Below are 16,427 nucleotides of genomic sequence, written 5' to 3'. Positions count from 1 at the left end.
TTCCCTATGCTTGGCAAGAGAAAGGGACGGGTTTAAGCTTACCCAGTCAACGCAGTAAGAGGTTAAATGTCGTGGGTTTGATGAATCGAAACAATGACTTATCTGCTTATGTTTTTGAACGCAGTATCACCAGTGCAGTCATTCTCGCTTGTATCGATGACTTTGCTCGTCAATCTACCAAGCCAACAGTGATTGTTATGGATAAAGCCTCTATTCATACCAGTCAAATGATTCAAGAGAAATTAGAGCAGTGGAAGAACCAGCAAGTTGAGATTTTCCAGTTACCCCCTTATAGTCCCCAGTTGAACTTGATTGAAATTTTGTGGCGTTTCATGAAGTATGAGTGGATTGAACTCAATGCATATGAATCTTGGGAAAGTTTAGTCTCTTATGTTGAAAAAGTTCTTCGAGACTTTGGTTCAACTTATGTAATTAATTTTGCTTAGCTACTTAAAAAATGCACTTCACGCCTTTTTTATTATGCACAACAAAAGAAAGTAGGGGCAATTCATGAATTGCCCCTACTTTCTTCTGTTGTATTTTTTAGACGAGGCGCACTAATTTAGCGCTCAAGTCCCACATCCGTTCTGCTCTCGCATCATCACGGGCTTGAGGAGAAACAGTCTGCACAAAGGACTGACCATCTTTTTTCTGGCGATTACCCCAGCTCCAATAAGCTCCTGACTGACGATATTCGGGATCGGCAACCACCGCCGCTACTCTTTGCCCTGATAGCTCTTGAGTGACATAGCCTTTGGTGATGTTCTTTTGGAACAATGGGAATAACTTCTGGAATAGGGGATAGTGGTTGCGGAACAGTGGCGTATCGGCAACACAACCGGGGTATAGAGAAGTAAAGGTAATACCTGTGGAATCATGGAAACGGCGGTGCAGTTCTCTCATGGTCAAAATATTGCAAACCTTGCTCTCTTTGTAGGCGCGCACAGGCTCAAATTTCTTGCCATTTGCCATCGAAATCGGTTCTTTAAAGCCTTTCTCGAAACCTTCCAAATTACCAAGGTCAGGCTGTGGTGGAATCTTACCACCCAACTCATCGGGGTTGTGGGTGACCGTTCCCAAAATCACCATGCGGCGATCGGGATAGGTAGATTTTTTCATATCCTCTAGCAAAAGATTGCAGAGTAGAAAATGGCTAAGATGATTGGTGGTCATGGTTAGCTCAAAACCTTCGGGCGATCGCAACGGGGCTTTGAGCAGGGGCATATAGATCGCAGCGTTACATAGGAGCGCATCAAGAGATAAACCTGTAGCCCGAAATTTCGCCACAAATTCACGCACGCTAACAAGAGAACCAAGATCAACTTGAATGATTGTGTAGTTATCTTTGGAAATACCGACGGATTCGGCAGCTTTCTCGGTTTTAGCGATATTACGACATGCCATGACGATATACCAGCCCTTATCGGCTAGTGCCTTGGCAGACCATAGACCCACCCCTGAAGATGCGCCTGTAATGATGACTGTAGGTTTATGTTGTTGTGCCATTATTTAAGAATAAATTTATTAACTTTGCTCAGAATTTTACAGCGATTCGGGGTGGCAAGACAAATCAGCGTCAGCATTTCATCGTGATCGGCTTGCGGGATCTATGGTTATCAGGATTTAGGAATCTTTAAGCATCGTCTTGCGATCGCAATCAGGTTTTTTAGATTTGAAAACCTTGAGTACATGGAATTGTGGTAACTTATAGAACTGCAAACAACATTTTAGAGATATTTTCGGCAACGAGCAAAAACTCCTCGCTCCTCGAAATGTTGCCCTAGAAATCCCAAACAAGCTTACTTAAATATGGCAGACATCACAACCCAACAAATTCAAGAGCTACGCGCAAGAACTGGCGCAGGCATTAAAGACTGCAAAGCAGCACTCGTTGAATCCAACGGCGATTTTACCAAAGCAACCGAATACCTAAGACAAAAGGGACTAGCCTCTGCTGTTAAAAAAGCAAGTCGTGCTGCATCTGAAGGCATTGTTCATAGTTATATCCACTTTGGCAGCCGTATTGGTGTACTAGTCGAAGTTAACTGCGAAACTGACTTCGTAGCCCGTCGTGAAGAACTCAAAGAACTAGCTGATAACGTAGCTAAGCAAATTGCGGCTTGCCCTAACGTTGAGTATGTCAGTGTTGCCGATATTCCTGCTGCCTTTGTTGAAGCAGAAAAGCAAATTGAAGCAGGTAAAGACGACCTCGCCAGCAAGCCTGCCGCCATCCGTGACAAAATTGTGCTTGGACGTATCGAAAAGCGCTTGAAAGAATTGTGCTTACTAGATCAACCATACATCAAAGATCAAAGCATTACCGTTGATGAGTTGGTAAAGTTAACTGGTACGAAACTTAGCGAAAACGTTAAAGTTCGTCGCTTTGTCCGCTTTGTCGTTGGAGAAGAATTGGCATCCGATAGCGCTGAGACCACAGCCTCATAAAGAAAAACATTTGAAAGTGCTGCAAAGCGGCACTTTCAAATGTTTTTCCAAATCATTGAGGCAACTAGCAAGAGTTGTCATTGCCTAGGCAAAACAAAAGTATTTTTAACTATGACCATGTTGTTGCGTATTGATCAAGATATTCAGAACACTCAACAGGCGATCGATGATGTGATCAGTCGGATTGATGCGATTCATCTTAAATATGCACAGGCGATCGCTGCGGCAACCCAGCAACAAATTTTATTAGCGGCTTTTAAGTTTTGCACTCAACAATGTCCTGAGGCATTTCTTGCCCTGTCATTATCAGAACGCCAAGATCTGCAAGAGCATCTCAGGGAGACGATCAAGTTACTCACTGATCAGATGCAAAGAGTTTTAGAAAATTGCGATCGCGATAGTCGCACCAACCAAGAAAATCTCGATCTCTTGCTCAGCAAACTCCTCAACGAGAGCATGGAGACATTAAACAAACTATTGGTTGAGCGCAAAATTTTAAACGCAGCCCCCACCGACGAAAATTCAACACGGATGAGTATTAGGCTTGCAGAAATTGAGTTTACAGATCGGCAAGTGATGTCCTGTCGTGGAGAATTGCGTGTTTTATCGGCAAGACTGGTGCATTTACATAAAGAACTAGACAAGAAATATCAACAAAAAACGATTGCTGAAGCCGAATTAGCATGGCGCTCAGCATGGGTAGAGTCATAAATCAAGCTAATCAAAATCAATGGTCAAAAATCGTGTAGTTTACCGCGAGTTCGGCACACCTGAAGACAACGACTCGGAACAAAATATTGTTGATTTACCACCACAGCAGCAAAATGTCCGCATTCAGGCAACAAGACGGGGCAAGGGTGGCAAAACCGTCACGGAAATCACAGGTTTTCAAACCACGCCCGAAACCTTAGCTAAACTAACAAAACAACTCAAAAATCAATGTGGTGCTGGTGGTACAGCCAAGGAGCAAGCGATCGAGATTCAAGGCGACTGTACCCAAAAAATCTTGCAGATTCTTTTAGGTCTAGGCTACAAAGCTAAAATTAGTGGCAAATAGCCAGACAACTATGAGCCACCCGCTATGTGGGTAGCTCATAAATTATTTAGCGTTAAATTATTCAGCGTAAATGCCAACATTCACGGGCAATTTCCCAATCCTCTTGGGTATGAATCACGAGAACACGCACCGACGAATCAGGTGCAGCAATATCAACATCTAATAATCTTTGATTATTCTTATTACTATCCAATTTCAGCCCTAAAAACTCAAATCCCGCACAGGCCGCCGCCCTAATCGTAGGCGCATTTTCACCGACACCTGCGGTAAATACGATCGCATCTAAACCACTAAGGCTAGCTAGCATTGCGCCAATATGCGATCGCAAGCTATGGACATACACATCAAAAGCCAATTGTGCCTGTGCATTTCCCGCCGCAATTTCCTTCAGGATTGAACGCAAATCCCCCGATATTCCCGATATTCCCCTCACGCCAGATTCGCGATTGAGAATACGATCCAGCTTCTCCACATCCATATCAGGTTGACGCAACAAATGAATGAGAATCCCTGCATCAATAGAACCTGAGCGACTTCCCATCACCAAACCTTCAAGGGGAGTAAATCCCATGGTTGTATCGATACTGCGCCCATGGCGAATTGCGGCTAGGGAACATCCATTCCCTAAATGACAAGTAATTAGTTTTAGATCTTCCAGTTTCCGATCAAGAAGCTGCGCCGCCCGATCGCTGCAATATTGATGACTAATGCCATGGAATCCATAGCGACGAATTCCTTGTTCTGTATATCGCTGGGGAATGGCATAGGTATATGCATCAGGAGACAAATGGGAGTGAAAAGCAGTATCAAATACTGCCACTTGAGGAGTCTTTCCAAATACCTGCTCGGCAGCTTCAATTCCTTCCAAATTCGCAGGATTATGTACTGGTGCAAACAATGCTAACTTTACGATCGCAGCTTTGACCACATCATCAATAATCTTACTTTGGCGATACTCTGCACCACCATGCACCACCCGATGCCCAATCATATCTATTTCCGCAGGACTGCTCACCACCGCAGTATCACCACTCCATAAAGTCTCAAACATATGGGCAATGATTTCAGGTCGGGAAGTCGCCTTCAGATCTTCTTGCAAAACTTTGCCATCATGAGTTTTGATCTTAATCTCCACAAAATCATCATGGTGTGTCCAATCTATGGCAGCTTCCCAAAGCGGTTCAGGAGCAGAACTGGGCAGCCCGTCGGCTAAATCATACAAGCAACTCTTTTGGCTACTCGAACCAGCATTGAGAACTAATATTTTCATCTTGTGATTGTTTTTTACGGGTAATGCCGAATTACTGGAGACTGTTACGCCATTTAGCTAATTGGGATCTAGTATTGCTATCAATACGATTGGCTAATAGGTTACTAGTATTGGCTTTTTTAGACTTCTGACGACTTTGGACAGATCGCAAAGTTGCCTCCACCTCCTGTGCTAGTGCCGTTGCCGATAGCCACTCTGCCCCAAAACCCACCGCCGTAAGTTGCTGGGCGCGATCGGAAGTAACCACAATAATTCTTTTTAGATGTCTCAGTGGGTCACGGCGATATTTACCACATTGTCGCTCGATATAAGTGTCCGCAGTTTCGTTGTGATCAGTAAAATACAACCTGAGATTTTTAGTAATTTTTTCAGCTTTAGCAGGAGTGGCTTGCACATAGGCATCAAAAACCAAAGTAGTTTTATAGCCATGATAGGCACTAAAGTTAACCATCGTTTCCGTTAACTGCGATCGCGCAATCTCAAACCCTTGCAGATCTCTAATTTCCTGCAAGTATCTCCATACTCCAATCACGTTATAAGCGTCCACCAACATAACTGGTGGATGTTCCGAAGCCATAATGGTAGACCGCTAGATAAAATTACCTATCTTAATTCTGACACTAGAATTTGCAAATGTTGAGTTTCTTTTGTCACAAATAAATAGTTCAAAGCTTGTGTCGCCCATTTAGCAAGATGCACAAGCTCTAGTTTTGTTTTTACCTCTGGCAGGTTGGGCTAGTTCACTGTCATAATGAGGCAGATGTATTAGACCAACTCAACCTCGAACGGCAATGGCACCGAAAAACTCCTCTGCGACGGCAAACAGTCAAGTTGATAAGTCTGCGAGCGCCCAAGCAGCAAAATCTAGCATCAGCCCTGAGAAAAAGAAAGCCCTTGATGCGATCATGCAAAAGATCGAGAAGGATCATGGCAAAGGCTCGATCATGCGGCTCGGCGATGCTACCAATATGCGCGTTGAAACCATCCCTAGTGGCGCATTACCCCTCGATCTTGCCCTGGGTGGTGGACTCCCCAAAGGACGAGTCATCGAAGTTTACGGGCCAGAAAGCTCAGGTAAAACCACCCTCGTCCTCCATGCAATCGCCGAAGTCCAAAAACGTGGTGGTGTCGCTGCCTTTGTCGATGCGGAACATGCCCTCGATCCTACCTATGCGGCGGCGGTTGGTGTAGATATTAACAACCTGCTCATTTCCCAGCCCGACTCAGGCGAAATGGCGTTAGAAATTGTTGACAACCTTGTACGATCGATGGCAGTAGACATCATTGCGATCGACTCCGTTGCAGCACTTGTACCCCGTGCCGAAATCGAAGGCGAAATGGGGGCATCCCATGTTGGCTTACAGGCAAGGTTAATGAGCCAAGCCCTGCGTAAAATTACCGCCAATGTAGGACGTTCAAACTGCATCGTCATTTTCCTCAACCAACTGCGTCAAAAAATTGGCGTATCCTACGGCAGCCCCGAAACAACCACAGGCGGTACAGCCCTGAAGTTTTACGCCTCAGTTCGTCTCGATATTCGCCGTATCCAAACCCTCAAAAAAGGCACAGAAGAATATGGGATTCGCGCTAAGGTAAAAGTTGCCAAGAATAAAGTTGCCCCACCTTTCCGTATTGCCGAATTTGACATTATTTTTGGCAAAGGTATTTCCACCCTTGGTTGTTTGGTAGACCTAGCCGAAGAAATGAGTATCATCGTGCGTAAGGGTGCATGGTATAGCTATCAAGGCGATAATATTGGTCAAGGTCGTGACAACACGATCAAATACATGGAAGACAAACCAGAGTTTGCTCAAGATGTCGAGCGTCAAGTCCGCGAAAAACTATCCGCAGGTGTAGCGGTTTCAGCAACTAAGGTTCTACCTGAAGAAATTGAACCCGAAGATGAAGACACTCTACCCGATGATTTTTAAAATCATTCTTTAACTGTCCATTACTAAAACACAAAATGACCTTGCTATTTTGTGTTTTGGTATAGTTTATTAAGTAGTGAAGCATAAATAACCTTAAAATCTAGGAGCGTGAGTCGTCTACTTTGCTAACGACTCACGCTCTGATTTTTGGTTTTAATTATGTTTAGCTAATTATTTCAAAGTATAAATAGGAGTTTGCCGTTATCGCTAAGCGATCATTAACAGCCTCAGCAGCAGGCATCAAAAAAGCTAAAAAGCGTTTTGCCAATAAGGGTTGGACTCAAGATTACCTTGCAGAAGAGGTGGGTCTAAAAACACGGCAATCAATTTGGCGTTTTTTTGCGGGAAAACCAGTTGAGCGCTATACATTTTTTGAAATTTGCGAAAGGTTAGACTTAGATTGGCAAGAAATCGCGATTATCACACCTCTAGAAGGTGAAGAGCCTGATATTAACGATAAACTTATCACTACTAGTCCCAAGAATTTAGTGACTATTGCGACAATTTCCAGTCCTCCTACAGCAGTTGATAATCGCCATTATGGACTAAATGAAAGCAGCCACTATTATTGCGCTCAGCGATCTGCCGAAGTCTTACAGAGAGATATTAAAAATTTGCGGTTAATTACTTGCAATTTGGATAACGGTTGTTCTCTTGCTGCCATTCACAATGGTCAAATTATCGATACAGCTACTGGATTTACGCCTTTAGAAGGTTTGATGATTGATTATAGTTCTGGCTCAGTTGATACTGATGTTTTAAATGAGATGATGCGACAGGACAATAACCCTGATGAGCCATCAAAGCAAGGAAGTGATCACAAATCCAATGATCCAAAATCAGTAGGCTCGGCGATTGATACAGATAACTCTCGGGCAAAGCAAGCTTTGGATATTTACATTCATCGTTTGCGGTCATGCCTTGGTTCTATGCTCATGAGCTTGGGGGGAATGGATGCGATTGTATTTACGTCAGAATTAAGTGAGAACTCAGAAATCATCCGCGAACTTATTTGTCAATCATTAGGATTTCTAGGCTTAAAACTTGACTTAAAACAAAATGAAGACGATCCTGTGGATTCAGACATTGCCACGAAGAATTCTAAAGTGCGCGTATTAGTAGTTAACCTGCAAGAAGATCCTGCGATCATCGCAAATCCATGAATTTTTGTCTTGCCCTTAATCAAGAACCTGTGGCGCTTGCACCACAGGTTCTTGATTTTTATATTTAATTACACCCAAATATTCATTAAAAATCCTGCTCAACAAGCTCACTAAAAGACCAACATCTCACGGATTAACCATTTGTCATTTTTGCGGATTAAGTCATATTCAACTTTGTAATTAGCATTCTCCGCAGATGCATCTCGATCCAGTTCACCATTGTTAAAATAATTACGAGACTCGGAGATATTAACGACGACCTTCGCCTTGTTATCACCATCGGGAATCACCTCTTGCACTTCACTAGATTTAGTTTCGTATTGCAAATAGGAATTGCTAGATTTGAGATCATTGGCTCGTCCTTGCCAATCACTCAGCGCTGGCTCATCGAGAATTTCTAATAGCAACTTATCCTCATAGTCCTTGCCCAAAGCTTTAGCTTTAGTTACTTGCCAAGTTTCAATTATTTTAATAGCCGTTTCCTTATCAAGGGGGCCAGGTTGCGCGACAGGAGACGTTGCGGTATTTTTACTAATTTCCTGAACTAGTGAAGCAATAGGCTTTTCCATTGCCACATAACTCTCTGAGTTTGAGCCGCCCATTAAGGCGCGTACTGCCAAAACCACTAACCAAATTGAGCCAACTAAAATTGCGATCGCAAGAACAATCACCGTTGCTAGTCGCTCAACCTTAAACTTCGGTTTTCCATGGGTGCTACTAGGCGCAGACTTACGCGATGACTGCTTTTTTTCCTTAACATTGTCAACAATATTTTTCGTTGCATTCTTAACAGTAGTCGAAGTACGACGAGAGCGGGAGGGATGATCTCGATTAGCAGGACTTGAGCGATTTAGTAGAGGTGCTGATGATCGCTCAAATCGATTGGGAGTCTCAGGCTCGTAAGTAGACAGTCTCGGTTCACGACTAGACACAGAATCAGCATCGCGATCATCCGCCTCATTAAAGGAGGATATCCCAGCAAAACGACTACCACCAACAGGCGAAGTCCATTCCGATGACATTGCCCCAGTATTAGGCAGTTCTTCGAGATAAGCCTGCACCTGCTCATCAGCAAAATAATCCTTAAGCGATACAATTTGGTGCATCAGATCACGGAAATGGGGATATACCTCCTCCTGCATCCAGCGTTCGCTATAGAGACATAATCCAGGGAGCAGATCGGGCGCACCCTCAGAATTTTGGCGAATAAAAGCAATCTGATCTTCTTCAGCACTATTTTCGATCGCAGTGCTAGCTTCTTCCGTCTGCCCTAGCAACAAAGCGCAAACTGCTTTTTCGAGATAAATATCCTGTTTCGCACTAAGTTTTACCAATAAACCCTTAGCACGGCGAATTAAGGCTGGCTGACGTTGCGAGAACCCCCGCGCAATTAGAGCATATACAGCCAAATAGGTCGCCACTGAGGATGGACGACGCGCTTCTTCTTCAAATAAAGTTTGCTGCTCCATCGCAGTCATATAACTGCGTAGTTGCTGAATAAATCGCAGAAAATCATCAATTCCCAGACTGGAATAGTCATTGCCTGAACCATCAATACCACGCCTTGCATCCAGCATCTCTTGCAAGAGTGACATCCCTTTGCGATGCTCGTTAGCCTGATTGTCAGGAGTCGCCAACAATTCAAGGATACGATAGGGGCGTAGGCGAAACAGATCAGCTTGGATTTCACTGCGAATACTCAGAAATAAGCCTTCCCGCAATAAAATCTCTTGGGCCGCTTCTAGGGATGCCGCCGCCGCCTCATATTTGCCCTGCTTCCAACATTCACGACCCAGATCTAAATATGCTAGGGATACAGAAAGCAATAAGTCAGGATCGTGGGGAGAGATTCTGGCTGACTGATATTCCGCCTCATCAGGGTCATAGTAGGGTTTGGCAAGGGCTAAAACTCGCTCAGACTCGCCAAGCTCATACAAAATCAGTAATAAACCGGCAAAATCCTTTTCATCAGCTTCAATTTGCGGTGGCAGAGTTAAGGATGGGCGAGCGTTCTCGACTGCATCAGTGACATCATCGGCATTTGCATTACTACCAAGGCGATCATGTTCGATCAAGGCTTCATAGGCTTTGTCAATAATGCGCTTACGGGAAGAGATCGCTGCATCAGAATATTCTCGCCTTGGCATAGAGAGTAGGCGATCGCGATGTGCTTGATGGATCTTTTCTATCCCTGATAGATGCGTCAGACCAAGGATGCGGTAGCAGTCTAGGGGAACTCTCACTGTGCTTTTCTACCCAAAACTTTAATTGGAAGTGCGGATTTGAATTTTGAGTACATCAAACGCCCGAATTATACACCAACTTCATGAGTATGTTAAAAATAGCTAGGTTTTAATCAACGTAATAGTTGCAGCATCTGAATTAAGAGTCAAGAGCGATCGCTTTATCAATTGCTAATTTTTCATTTAGACGCTGTTGATAAACTTGTAATTCCTTGGGTTTGATGCCGCTAATTATGCAAAAACTATCAGCATCAATACCACGGGCAAGCATTTCAATACACCAAGTATGGCGAGCTTGATCGATAGTCAGAGGCGAACCGTCCAAATTGCGATAGGGCTGTGTCCAACGTTCCCAGAGCTGTTCAATTGCTTCTAAAGATAGAGATTTGCGATCGCAACCCAAAAAGATGAGATCACTTTCTTCCATATTTTGATGATTACTTTGATGATTATTTCCCCCCTTCAACTCTTGCTTGAGAGAACTCTTACGACTTTTCAAATGGGCGCTTAGGGGATTATTGGTAGCCGAGCCATAACGATGACCAAGAATTTTTTGATTGAGGGGTACTGGTCGAGTTTGACCATGCAGATCACTAATTCGTAAAACACCGTGATTAGCTTGAATTTGATAATCTTGAATCCGCAAGCGAGTTATATCAATTGCAGTCATACCTGCACCAAATAGCAAATATGCGATCGCAAAGTCTTGGGCGCTACATTTCTTTGCCTGTAAAAGAATCTCGCGTACCGTCTCCGCAGGAATATCAACGATCGGTCTTGCCTGAGCAATCGGAATTACCTCTTGGATAAACATATCCACTAAGGTACTTACAAACTCATCACGATCGCGCCAGATAGTCTGTACATCACTGGTCAAGGTGATCACGGCATAACCCAAAATACAAGTGTTGAGGAGGTTAGCTAGCTTTAGTGGCGGCAACGCATACTGCAAACGTGAGTTGATCAAAACATCATGGATCGCCGTGGCAATTGTCTGATTAACCTGATTAATGCCTTGGGCAAGCGCTTGACGACTTTCGAGGGGATACTGCCCCGCTTCGCCAACTAGCGATCGCACCAATTCAGGCACACTTTCGAGCGCCCGCAATGAACTCTGGATGTAATATTTGAGAAATCTCCTTAAGTCACTCCGACTAGAGATATCTGACACCATGAGCGACTCTCCCACTTGCGCCAATACGAGATATTTTTGCAGACATTCTTGCAATACAGCTAGCAATAACCCATGTTTATTCCCAAAATGGCGAAATAAAGTTACTTCATTAACTTGAGCAAAATCCGCAATTTGGCGGGTAGTGGTCTCGGTGATTCCCTTGCTAGCAAATAACTCTAGCGCCGTATTGACAATACGTTGACGGGTGGAAATCCGAGATACAGACATGGGAGCATGTACCATTAAGATGATTTGCAAGTGATACTTGCATTATTATGTAAAAAACAGTTAGACTTAAATATAACTGTAAGTGATACTTGCATCTCCTCACCACCCCTTAAGTTACTATTTCATGACCGTCACTACTGAAGCCCCTTCAACTGAGCTGAAACTGAACTGGACAAATGTTGCGTTCTTCAGCGCTTTTCATATTGCTGCTCTAGCTGCTCCCTTTTATTTTTCATGGCAAGCTGTAGCCCTTACAGTATTCTTGCATTGGTTATTTGGTAGCATCGGCATTACTTTAGGATTTCACCGCTTACTTAGCCATCGTAGCTTTCAAGTGCCGCAGTGGTTGGAATATATCATCGCTACCATCGGAGCATTAGCACTCCAAGGTGGTCCGATATTTTGGGTGGGTGGACATCGCCAACATCACGGTTTTACAGAAGACAATCAAAAAGATCCCTATTCTGCGAATAAAGGTTTTTGGTGGAGCCACATGATGTGGATCATGTATTCCAAGCCTGAACACTTTCAGCGCTCTAACTACAGCAAATTTGCTCCCGACCTCGCGAGCGATCCATACTACAACTTTTTAGATGTGTACTTTTTGCTTTTGCAACTGCCCCTTGCTGCGTTGCTGTATGTAATTGGCGAATATGTATTGGGTGGACTTGGTATGTCTTTCTTGGTTTATGGCATGGCGGTACGTTCCGTTTTCTTATGGCACAGCACTTGGTTAATTAACTCCGCTTGTCATAAATGGGGCTACAAAAACTTTGCCGAAACTCCTGACCATTCGACTAACCTTTGGTGGGCAGCAATCTTGACCTATGGCGAAGGCTGGCACAACAACCACCACGCTTTTCCTAAGTCAGCCCGTTCTGGCTTGAAGTGGTGGGAAATTGATCCAACTTGGGGAGTGATCAATTTACTGCAATCGGTGGGTTTAGCGAAAAAAATCTATTTAGCTGAGCCTTGGCAAGCAAAGTAAGTAATTACTTTTAAATCGCTTACAACCTAAAAAAGAGGGCGCGTTGCGCCCTCTTTTTTAGGTTTTGTAAATTTCGCAAATACTGTAGCAAAAATCGATACATTGATGGGAGCAGCAATGTGTCAACCTTTTGGGCATAGGTTATTCGGTTATATAGACGCGGGAATACAAAATATATGGATCATCGTCACATTCGGTTTTGCGATCGCCACGAAGAAGTTGATTTAGTGCAGTTACAGAATTTATTGAGGGCTTCAGCATTTTGGGCGCAGGAGCGCACTCTCGCAGGACTTGCGATCGCAATAGCCAACTCCAAACCAGTGGTAACCGTTTGGGATGGCAAAAACCTAATTGGACATGCTCGCGCCACCAGTGACGGCATCTATCGCGCCACCATCTGGGATGTAGTCATTGATATCAAATACCGTGGTGCAGGCTTAGGACGCAAGCTAGTCCAAACCGTCCTAGCCCATCCCCATGTCTGTGATGTTGAGAAGGTATATCTGATGACCACACATCAACAAAAATTCTATGAACAAATTGGTTTTGTCCAAAACTCTTCGACGACATTAGTCCTACAAAACAGCACCTTACAAAATTGTAAAAGTGGGTTTAATAGTGAGCATCAATTTGCAACCTCAGAACTACCACAAGCCAATAGTCAATAAACTACTCTAAAATCAATGGCATAGTATTTGCAAATACTGTTAATCAAAACATCCTGAACTAAAATAAATATTAATTGCATGAAAGAAATATTTGTTAATTCTATTAATTCTATTAATTCTTTTTAAGTAATCTCGTGTGACATGCTGACAACTAATGGTCGAAACCTCATCTCAATCTCAAAATCAGAAACGCACAAGGAGCGACTTTGAACGCCAACTACATCGCCTAGAACAAGATTCTCTGCGAATGGGTGCGCTTGTCGAAAACTCATTTCTGTTAGCCCATGCGGCTCTATTTGAGCGGGATCTTGAAGCCGCAACTCGTATTGATCCTCAAGACAAACAAGTTGATGCCATCTATCGGCAAATTGAAATAGATTGTATTAATTTAATTGCTTTACAGTCCCCAGTAGCGAGAGATTTGCGATTATTGAGTGCTTTGATGCAGCTAATTCGTGATATTGAACGCATTGGAGACTATGCAGAAAATCTCGGCGATATTGCGATCAAACTTTTTCCCTATCCCCCATCTCCCTACCTCGGTGAATTAGAGGTGATGTCTAATCGCTGCCGCGCCATGCTAGCCATGAGCCTAGAGGCTTTGGCGAATCTTGATGAGAATATTGGTTTACAAATTAAAGCCAAGGATGATGCCGTTGATGACGACTATAAACAGATCTACAACCTTTTAGCGTCACAAAAATTATTTGGTGGAGAACCAATGGAGCCTGTCATGCTGATGGTATTAGCAATTCACCATCTAGAACGCATGGCAGACCATGCCACTAATGTGGGTTTACGAGTTGCTTATATCGTTACAGGCAAACTTGGCTAAACTAACCGAATAAAAGGCGATGCAATGCATCGCCTTTTATTTTCTGTTTTTTATAGCAATACTGACGCTATAGCAAGGTAATCTAAAGTAAGTGCTTCACAGCATATTGGACTATGTGGGAAAGTTTTAAGGATTGAAATGAAGTCATATTTGGCTGCCGCTGTGCAAATGACCAGTGTCTCGGATGTAGACAAGAATCTTACTCAAGCAGAAGATTTGATCCAACTGGCAGTAAATCGAGGTGCAGAACTAGTGTGTTTACCCGAAAATTTTTCATTTTTGGGTGATGAGAGTGAAAAGACGAAACTTTCCACAGAAATTGCCGAAAAGAGCGAAAAGTTTTTAATTACGATCGCCCAACGCTATCAAATTTTGCTCCTTGGCGGAGGGTTTCCTGTGCCTGTCACTGACAGCAATAATGGCAACCTCGGCAAGATGTATAACACCGCGTTGTTGATTGGTCGTGAAGGTGAAGAGCTAGCACGCTATCGCAAGATGCATTTATTCGATGTTAATCTTCCCGATGGCAACACCTATCAAGAGTCAGCCACAGTGCTGGCGGGTACTGAGATGCCCCCTGTCTATACTTCAGAAACCTATGGCAATCTGGGTCTATCGGTCTGCTATGACGTGAGGTTTCCAGAGCTATACCGTCATTTATCTCAAAATGGCGCAAATGTCATGTTTGTTCCTGCGGCGTTTACGGCTTTTACAGGCAAGGATCATTGGCAGGTGTTATTGCAAGCCAGAGCCATCGAAAATACGAGCTATGTGATTGCTCCTGCACAGGTGGGAATGCACACACCACGTCGTCAATCCCATGGACATGCCATGATTGTGGATCCTTGGGGCATCGTTCTTGCTGATGCAGGCGATCGAATTGGCGTTGCGATCGCAGAAATCCAACCATCACGTATTGATCAAATTCGTCGGCAGATGCCATCCCTACAACACCGTACTTTTTCGTGTTCTTAAAGAAAAGGCGGCGCAATGCGCCGCCTTTTCTTTGATATGTATTAAAATTATAATCAGAATTTCGTTGTAAATCCTTTAAGCATATTCCGCATCTCTCCTTTGACATTTCAGGTCAATCTAGATAACTACAAGACTTCAGACTTCATCAATTCCCTTTCTGGCGTGAGCAGCTATGCAACCTTTTCCAACGATTGGTAACACGATCCGTCCGCTACAACATCGTGACTTAGAGTTTATCCAGCGATTTGCTTCCCCTCAAGATCTGGAACAAATTGCTGTGAGCGATCTCAGTGGTTGCCGCAGCCGCCAAAAAGTTAGCCTACATCAGCTTGCCAGTTGGCTACCTGCTCCTGTGCAAACCCTGCTCAAGCCCTACGTCCGCGCCTATGTTTGTGAATACAACGGCATCATTCAAGGATTTATTCGAGTATCGCCATTTAATAACAACAGCAGCACTTGGCAGATTGATCGGGTCGTAGTTTTGCCCGAAGCTCAGAATGGTCAGCACAATGTCGGTACGCAACTAATTCGCTATTGCCTTGAGTCTTGTCTAGAGGCAAGAACTTGGGTATTGCAGGTTGATATCAATCAAAAAGATACGATCGCACTTTATCGCCAAAACGGCTTTCAGCCACTAGCTCAGTTTACCGATTGGGAACTTGACGCTAGCAGTCTGCATGAGCTAGCCCAGCATTCCCCCGATCTCCCCAACTTGATGCCTGTCAGCAATGCCGATGCCAGTTTGCTCTATCAACTTGATACGGCGGCGATGCCACCACATATTCGTCAAGTCTATGATCTCAATGTTGATGATTTTCGAGCAAAGACTATCGATAAGTTGGTGAACCATAGCTCTTTGCTAATTAATCATTTGCAAGATGTTTCAGGATATGTCTATGAACCACAACGCAAGGCTGCGATCGGTTATTTCTATCTTTTATTACAGCGCCCCAACATCAACCATGGCGATGAAAAACTAGTACACCACTGTCAGTTAACCGTCCATCCTGCCTATACATGGCTTTATCCTGAACTAACTTCCCAAATTGCCCGCATCGTCACTAAGCAAACCTCAGACAAAACTAACGATCAGGTCAGCTTGCAAATCTCCTCTGCCGATTACCAGCCTGAGCGCGAAGATTATTTAGAAAGCATCCATGCCCAACGGCAGGGACATTCCTTATTAATGGCAAGGTCGGTATGGCACAAAATTCGGGAAACTAAGCCCGTTCTTGATGGTCTGCAACTATCAAGAATGCTTTCAGGATTACAGCCAACGCAAAAGCCAATTCCAGGCAGAATTGACACCCTACCTCAATCTCATCAACATACTGATGAGCTTCTTTAGTATGTTCATTAATCGACAATTAAAATTAGTGAAATTATAATTAATCAATCTAATTTTGGTTCAATTGATACAAAATGATGATCCATAAGATCGCTAGGATTA

The 16,427-nt window shown here is 43.7% G+C and carries 16 protein-coding genes; 11 read left to right on the top strand and 5 right to left on the bottom strand.

Annotated features, from left to right (window positions below; all coding sequences use genetic code 11):
- On the top strand, positions 1-446 hold a 446-nt coding region (locus H6F41_RS08950), incomplete at its 5' end, for an IS630 family transposase (RefSeq protein WP_190401942.1).
- Positions 447-543: 97 nt separating this feature from the next.
- Here the strand turns inward: H6F41_RS08950 and H6F41_RS08945 are convergent.
- On the bottom strand, positions 544-1,506 hold the full coding sequence (locus H6F41_RS08945; protein WP_190403132.1) for a protochlorophyllide reductase: 963 nt from the start codon (positions 1,504-1,506) through the stop codon (positions 544-546).
- 303 nt (positions 1,507-1,809) lie between these two features.
- On the opposite strand from H6F41_RS08945, the gene tsf reads away from it, so the two are divergent.
- From tsf to H6F41_RS08930, 3 genes are read left to right on the top strand one after another with little or no spacing between them, the layout of a single operon-like run.
- The gene (gene tsf / locus H6F41_RS08940; RefSeq protein ID WP_190403131.1) at positions 1,810-2,445 is read left to right on the top strand and encodes a translation elongation factor Ts; all 636 of its coding nucleotides are present in this window, start codon (positions 1,810-1,812) and stop codon (positions 2,443-2,445) included.
- Positions 2,446-2,484: 39 nt separating this feature from the next.
- Positions 2,485-3,156 carry a hypothetical protein gene (locus H6F41_RS08935; RefSeq protein ID WP_190403130.1) on the top strand — a complete coding sequence of 224 codons (672 nt, stop codon included), beginning with the start codon at positions 2,485-2,487 and terminating at the stop codon, positions 3,154-3,156.
- 19 nt (positions 3,157-3,175) lie between these two features.
- Positions 3,176-3,502, top strand: coding sequence for a translation initiation factor (locus tag H6F41_RS08930; RefSeq protein WP_190403129.1), 327 nt, complete (start codon positions 3,176-3,178; stop codon positions 3,500-3,502).
- 61 nt (positions 3,503-3,563) lie between these two features.
- Here H6F41_RS08930 and H6F41_RS08925 read toward each other — a convergent pair whose 3' ends face one another.
- Both H6F41_RS08925 and H6F41_RS08920 read right to left on the bottom strand, forming a co-directional pair.
- On the bottom strand, positions 3,564-4,772 hold the full coding sequence (locus tag H6F41_RS08925) for an acetate kinase (protein WP_190403128.1): 1,209 nt from the start codon (positions 4,770-4,772) through the stop codon (positions 3,564-3,566).
- Positions 4,773-4,803: 31 nt separating this feature from the next.
- Positions 4,804-5,349 (bottom strand): NYN domain-containing protein, encoded by a 546-nt coding sequence (locus H6F41_RS08920; RefSeq protein ID WP_190403127.1) that lies wholly within the window; start codon positions 5,347-5,349, stop codon positions 4,804-4,806.
- Positions 5,350-5,563: 214 nt separating this feature from the next.
- Between H6F41_RS08920 and recA the strand changes: the two genes are divergently transcribed.
- Entirely contained in the window at positions 5,564-6,703 is a 1,140-nt protein-coding gene (gene recA, locus H6F41_RS08915) for a recombinase RecA (RefSeq protein WP_190403126.1), read from the top strand.
- A gap of 302 nt (positions 6,704-7,005) precedes the next feature.
- The gene (locus tag H6F41_RS08910) at positions 7,006-7,866 is read left to right on the top strand and encodes a hypothetical protein (RefSeq protein ID WP_190403125.1); all 861 of its coding nucleotides are present in this window, start codon (positions 7,006-7,008) and stop codon (positions 7,864-7,866) included.
- Between the two features lie 110 nt (positions 7,867-7,976).
- On the opposite strand, the gene H6F41_RS19260 is transcribed toward H6F41_RS08910, so the two are convergent.
- Together H6F41_RS19260 and H6F41_RS08900 are read right to left on the bottom strand one after the other, a co-directional pair.
- Positions 7,977-10,109 (bottom strand): ARC6/PARC6 family protein, encoded by a 2,133-nt coding sequence (locus H6F41_RS19260; RefSeq protein ID WP_190403124.1) that lies wholly within the window; start codon positions 10,107-10,109, stop codon positions 7,977-7,979.
- Between the two features lie 139 nt (positions 10,110-10,248).
- Positions 10,249-11,511, bottom strand: coding sequence for a TetR family transcriptional regulator (locus H6F41_RS08900; protein ID WP_242022976.1), 1,263 nt, complete (start codon positions 11,509-11,511; stop codon positions 10,249-10,251).
- A gap of 124 nt (positions 11,512-11,635) precedes the next feature.
- Between H6F41_RS08900 and H6F41_RS08895 the strand changes: the two genes are divergently transcribed.
- The 5 genes from H6F41_RS08895 (at position 11,636) to H6F41_RS08875 (ending at position 16,325) form a co-directional block, all read left to right on the top strand.
- Positions 11,636-12,499 (top strand): acyl-CoA desaturase, encoded by an 864-nt coding sequence (locus tag H6F41_RS08895; protein ID WP_190403122.1) that lies wholly within the window; start codon positions 11,636-11,638, stop codon positions 12,497-12,499.
- A 176-nt stretch (positions 12,500-12,675) separates the two neighbouring features.
- Positions 12,676-13,167, top strand: a complete 492-nt coding sequence (locus H6F41_RS08890; protein ID WP_190403121.1) for a GNAT family N-acetyltransferase — start codon at positions 12,676-12,678, stop codon at positions 13,165-13,167.
- A 154-nt stretch (positions 13,168-13,321) separates the two neighbouring features.
- Complete coding sequence (gene phoU / locus H6F41_RS08885; RefSeq protein ID WP_190403120.1) at positions 13,322-14,002, top strand: phosphate signaling complex protein PhoU; 681 nt, start codon at positions 13,322-13,324, stop codon at positions 14,000-14,002.
- A gap of 138 nt (positions 14,003-14,140) precedes the next feature.
- Entirely contained in the window at positions 14,141-14,977 is an 837-nt protein-coding gene (locus H6F41_RS08880) for a carbon-nitrogen hydrolase family protein (protein WP_190403119.1), read from the top strand.
- A 172-nt stretch (positions 14,978-15,149) separates the two neighbouring features.
- A complete protein-coding gene (locus H6F41_RS08875; RefSeq protein ID WP_190403118.1) occupies positions 15,150-16,325 on the top strand; it encodes a GNAT family N-acetyltransferase in 1,176 nt (391 codons plus the stop codon).
- The last annotated feature ends 102 nt before the right edge of the window (positions 16,326-16,427 follow it).

Origin of the sequence: Pseudanabaena mucicola FACHB-723 (assembly GCF_014696385.1) — a bacterium.
Classification (GTDB): domain Bacteria; phylum Cyanobacteriota; class Cyanobacteriia; order Pseudanabaenales; family Pseudanabaenaceae; genus Pseudanabaena.
This window is presented reverse-complemented; position numbering and strand designations above follow the sequence as displayed.

Excerpts from the sequence above, each read along its gene's own strand:
- tsf (WP_190403131.1), top strand. The coding sequence starts at position 1,810 with ATGGCAGACATCACAACCCAACAAATTCAAGAGCTACGCGCAAGAACT.
- H6F41_RS08875 (WP_190403118.1), top strand. The coding sequence starts at position 15,150 with ATGCAACCTTTTCCAACGATTGGTAACACGATCCGTCCGCTACAACAT.
- H6F41_RS08920 (WP_190403127.1), bottom strand. The coding sequence starts at position 5,349 with ATGGCTTCGGAACATCCACCAGTTATGTTGGTGGACGCTTATAACGTG.
- H6F41_RS08945 (WP_190403132.1), bottom strand. The coding sequence starts at position 1,506 with ATGGCACAACAACATAAACCTACAGTCATCATTACAGGCGCATCTTCA.
- H6F41_RS08900 (WP_242022976.1), bottom strand. The coding sequence starts at position 11,511 with ATGTCTGTATCTCGGATTTCCACCCGTCAACGTATTGTCAATACGGCG.
- H6F41_RS08935 (WP_190403130.1), top strand. The coding sequence starts at position 2,485 with ATGTTTTTCCAAATCATTGAGGCAACTAGCAAGAGTTGTCATTGCCTA.
- recA (WP_190403126.1), top strand. The coding sequence starts at position 5,564 with ATGGCACCGAAAAACTCCTCTGCGACGGCAAACAGTCAAGTTGATAAG.
- phoU (WP_190403120.1), top strand. The coding sequence starts at position 13,322 with ATGGTCGAAACCTCATCTCAATCTCAAAATCAGAAACGCACAAGGAGC.
- H6F41_RS08925 (WP_190403128.1), bottom strand. The coding sequence starts at position 4,772 with ATGAAAATATTAGTTCTCAATGCTGGTTCGAGTAGCCAAAAGAGTTGC.
- H6F41_RS08895 (WP_190403122.1), top strand. The coding sequence starts at position 11,636 with ATGACCGTCACTACTGAAGCCCCTTCAACTGAGCTGAAACTGAACTGG.
- H6F41_RS08890 (WP_190403121.1), top strand. The coding sequence starts at position 12,676 with ATGGATCATCGTCACATTCGGTTTTGCGATCGCCACGAAGAAGTTGAT.
- H6F41_RS08880 (WP_190403119.1), top strand. The coding sequence starts at position 14,141 with ATGAAGTCATATTTGGCTGCCGCTGTGCAAATGACCAGTGTCTCGGAT.
- H6F41_RS08930 (WP_190403129.1), top strand. The coding sequence starts at position 3,176 with ATGGTCAAAAATCGTGTAGTTTACCGCGAGTTCGGCACACCTGAAGAC.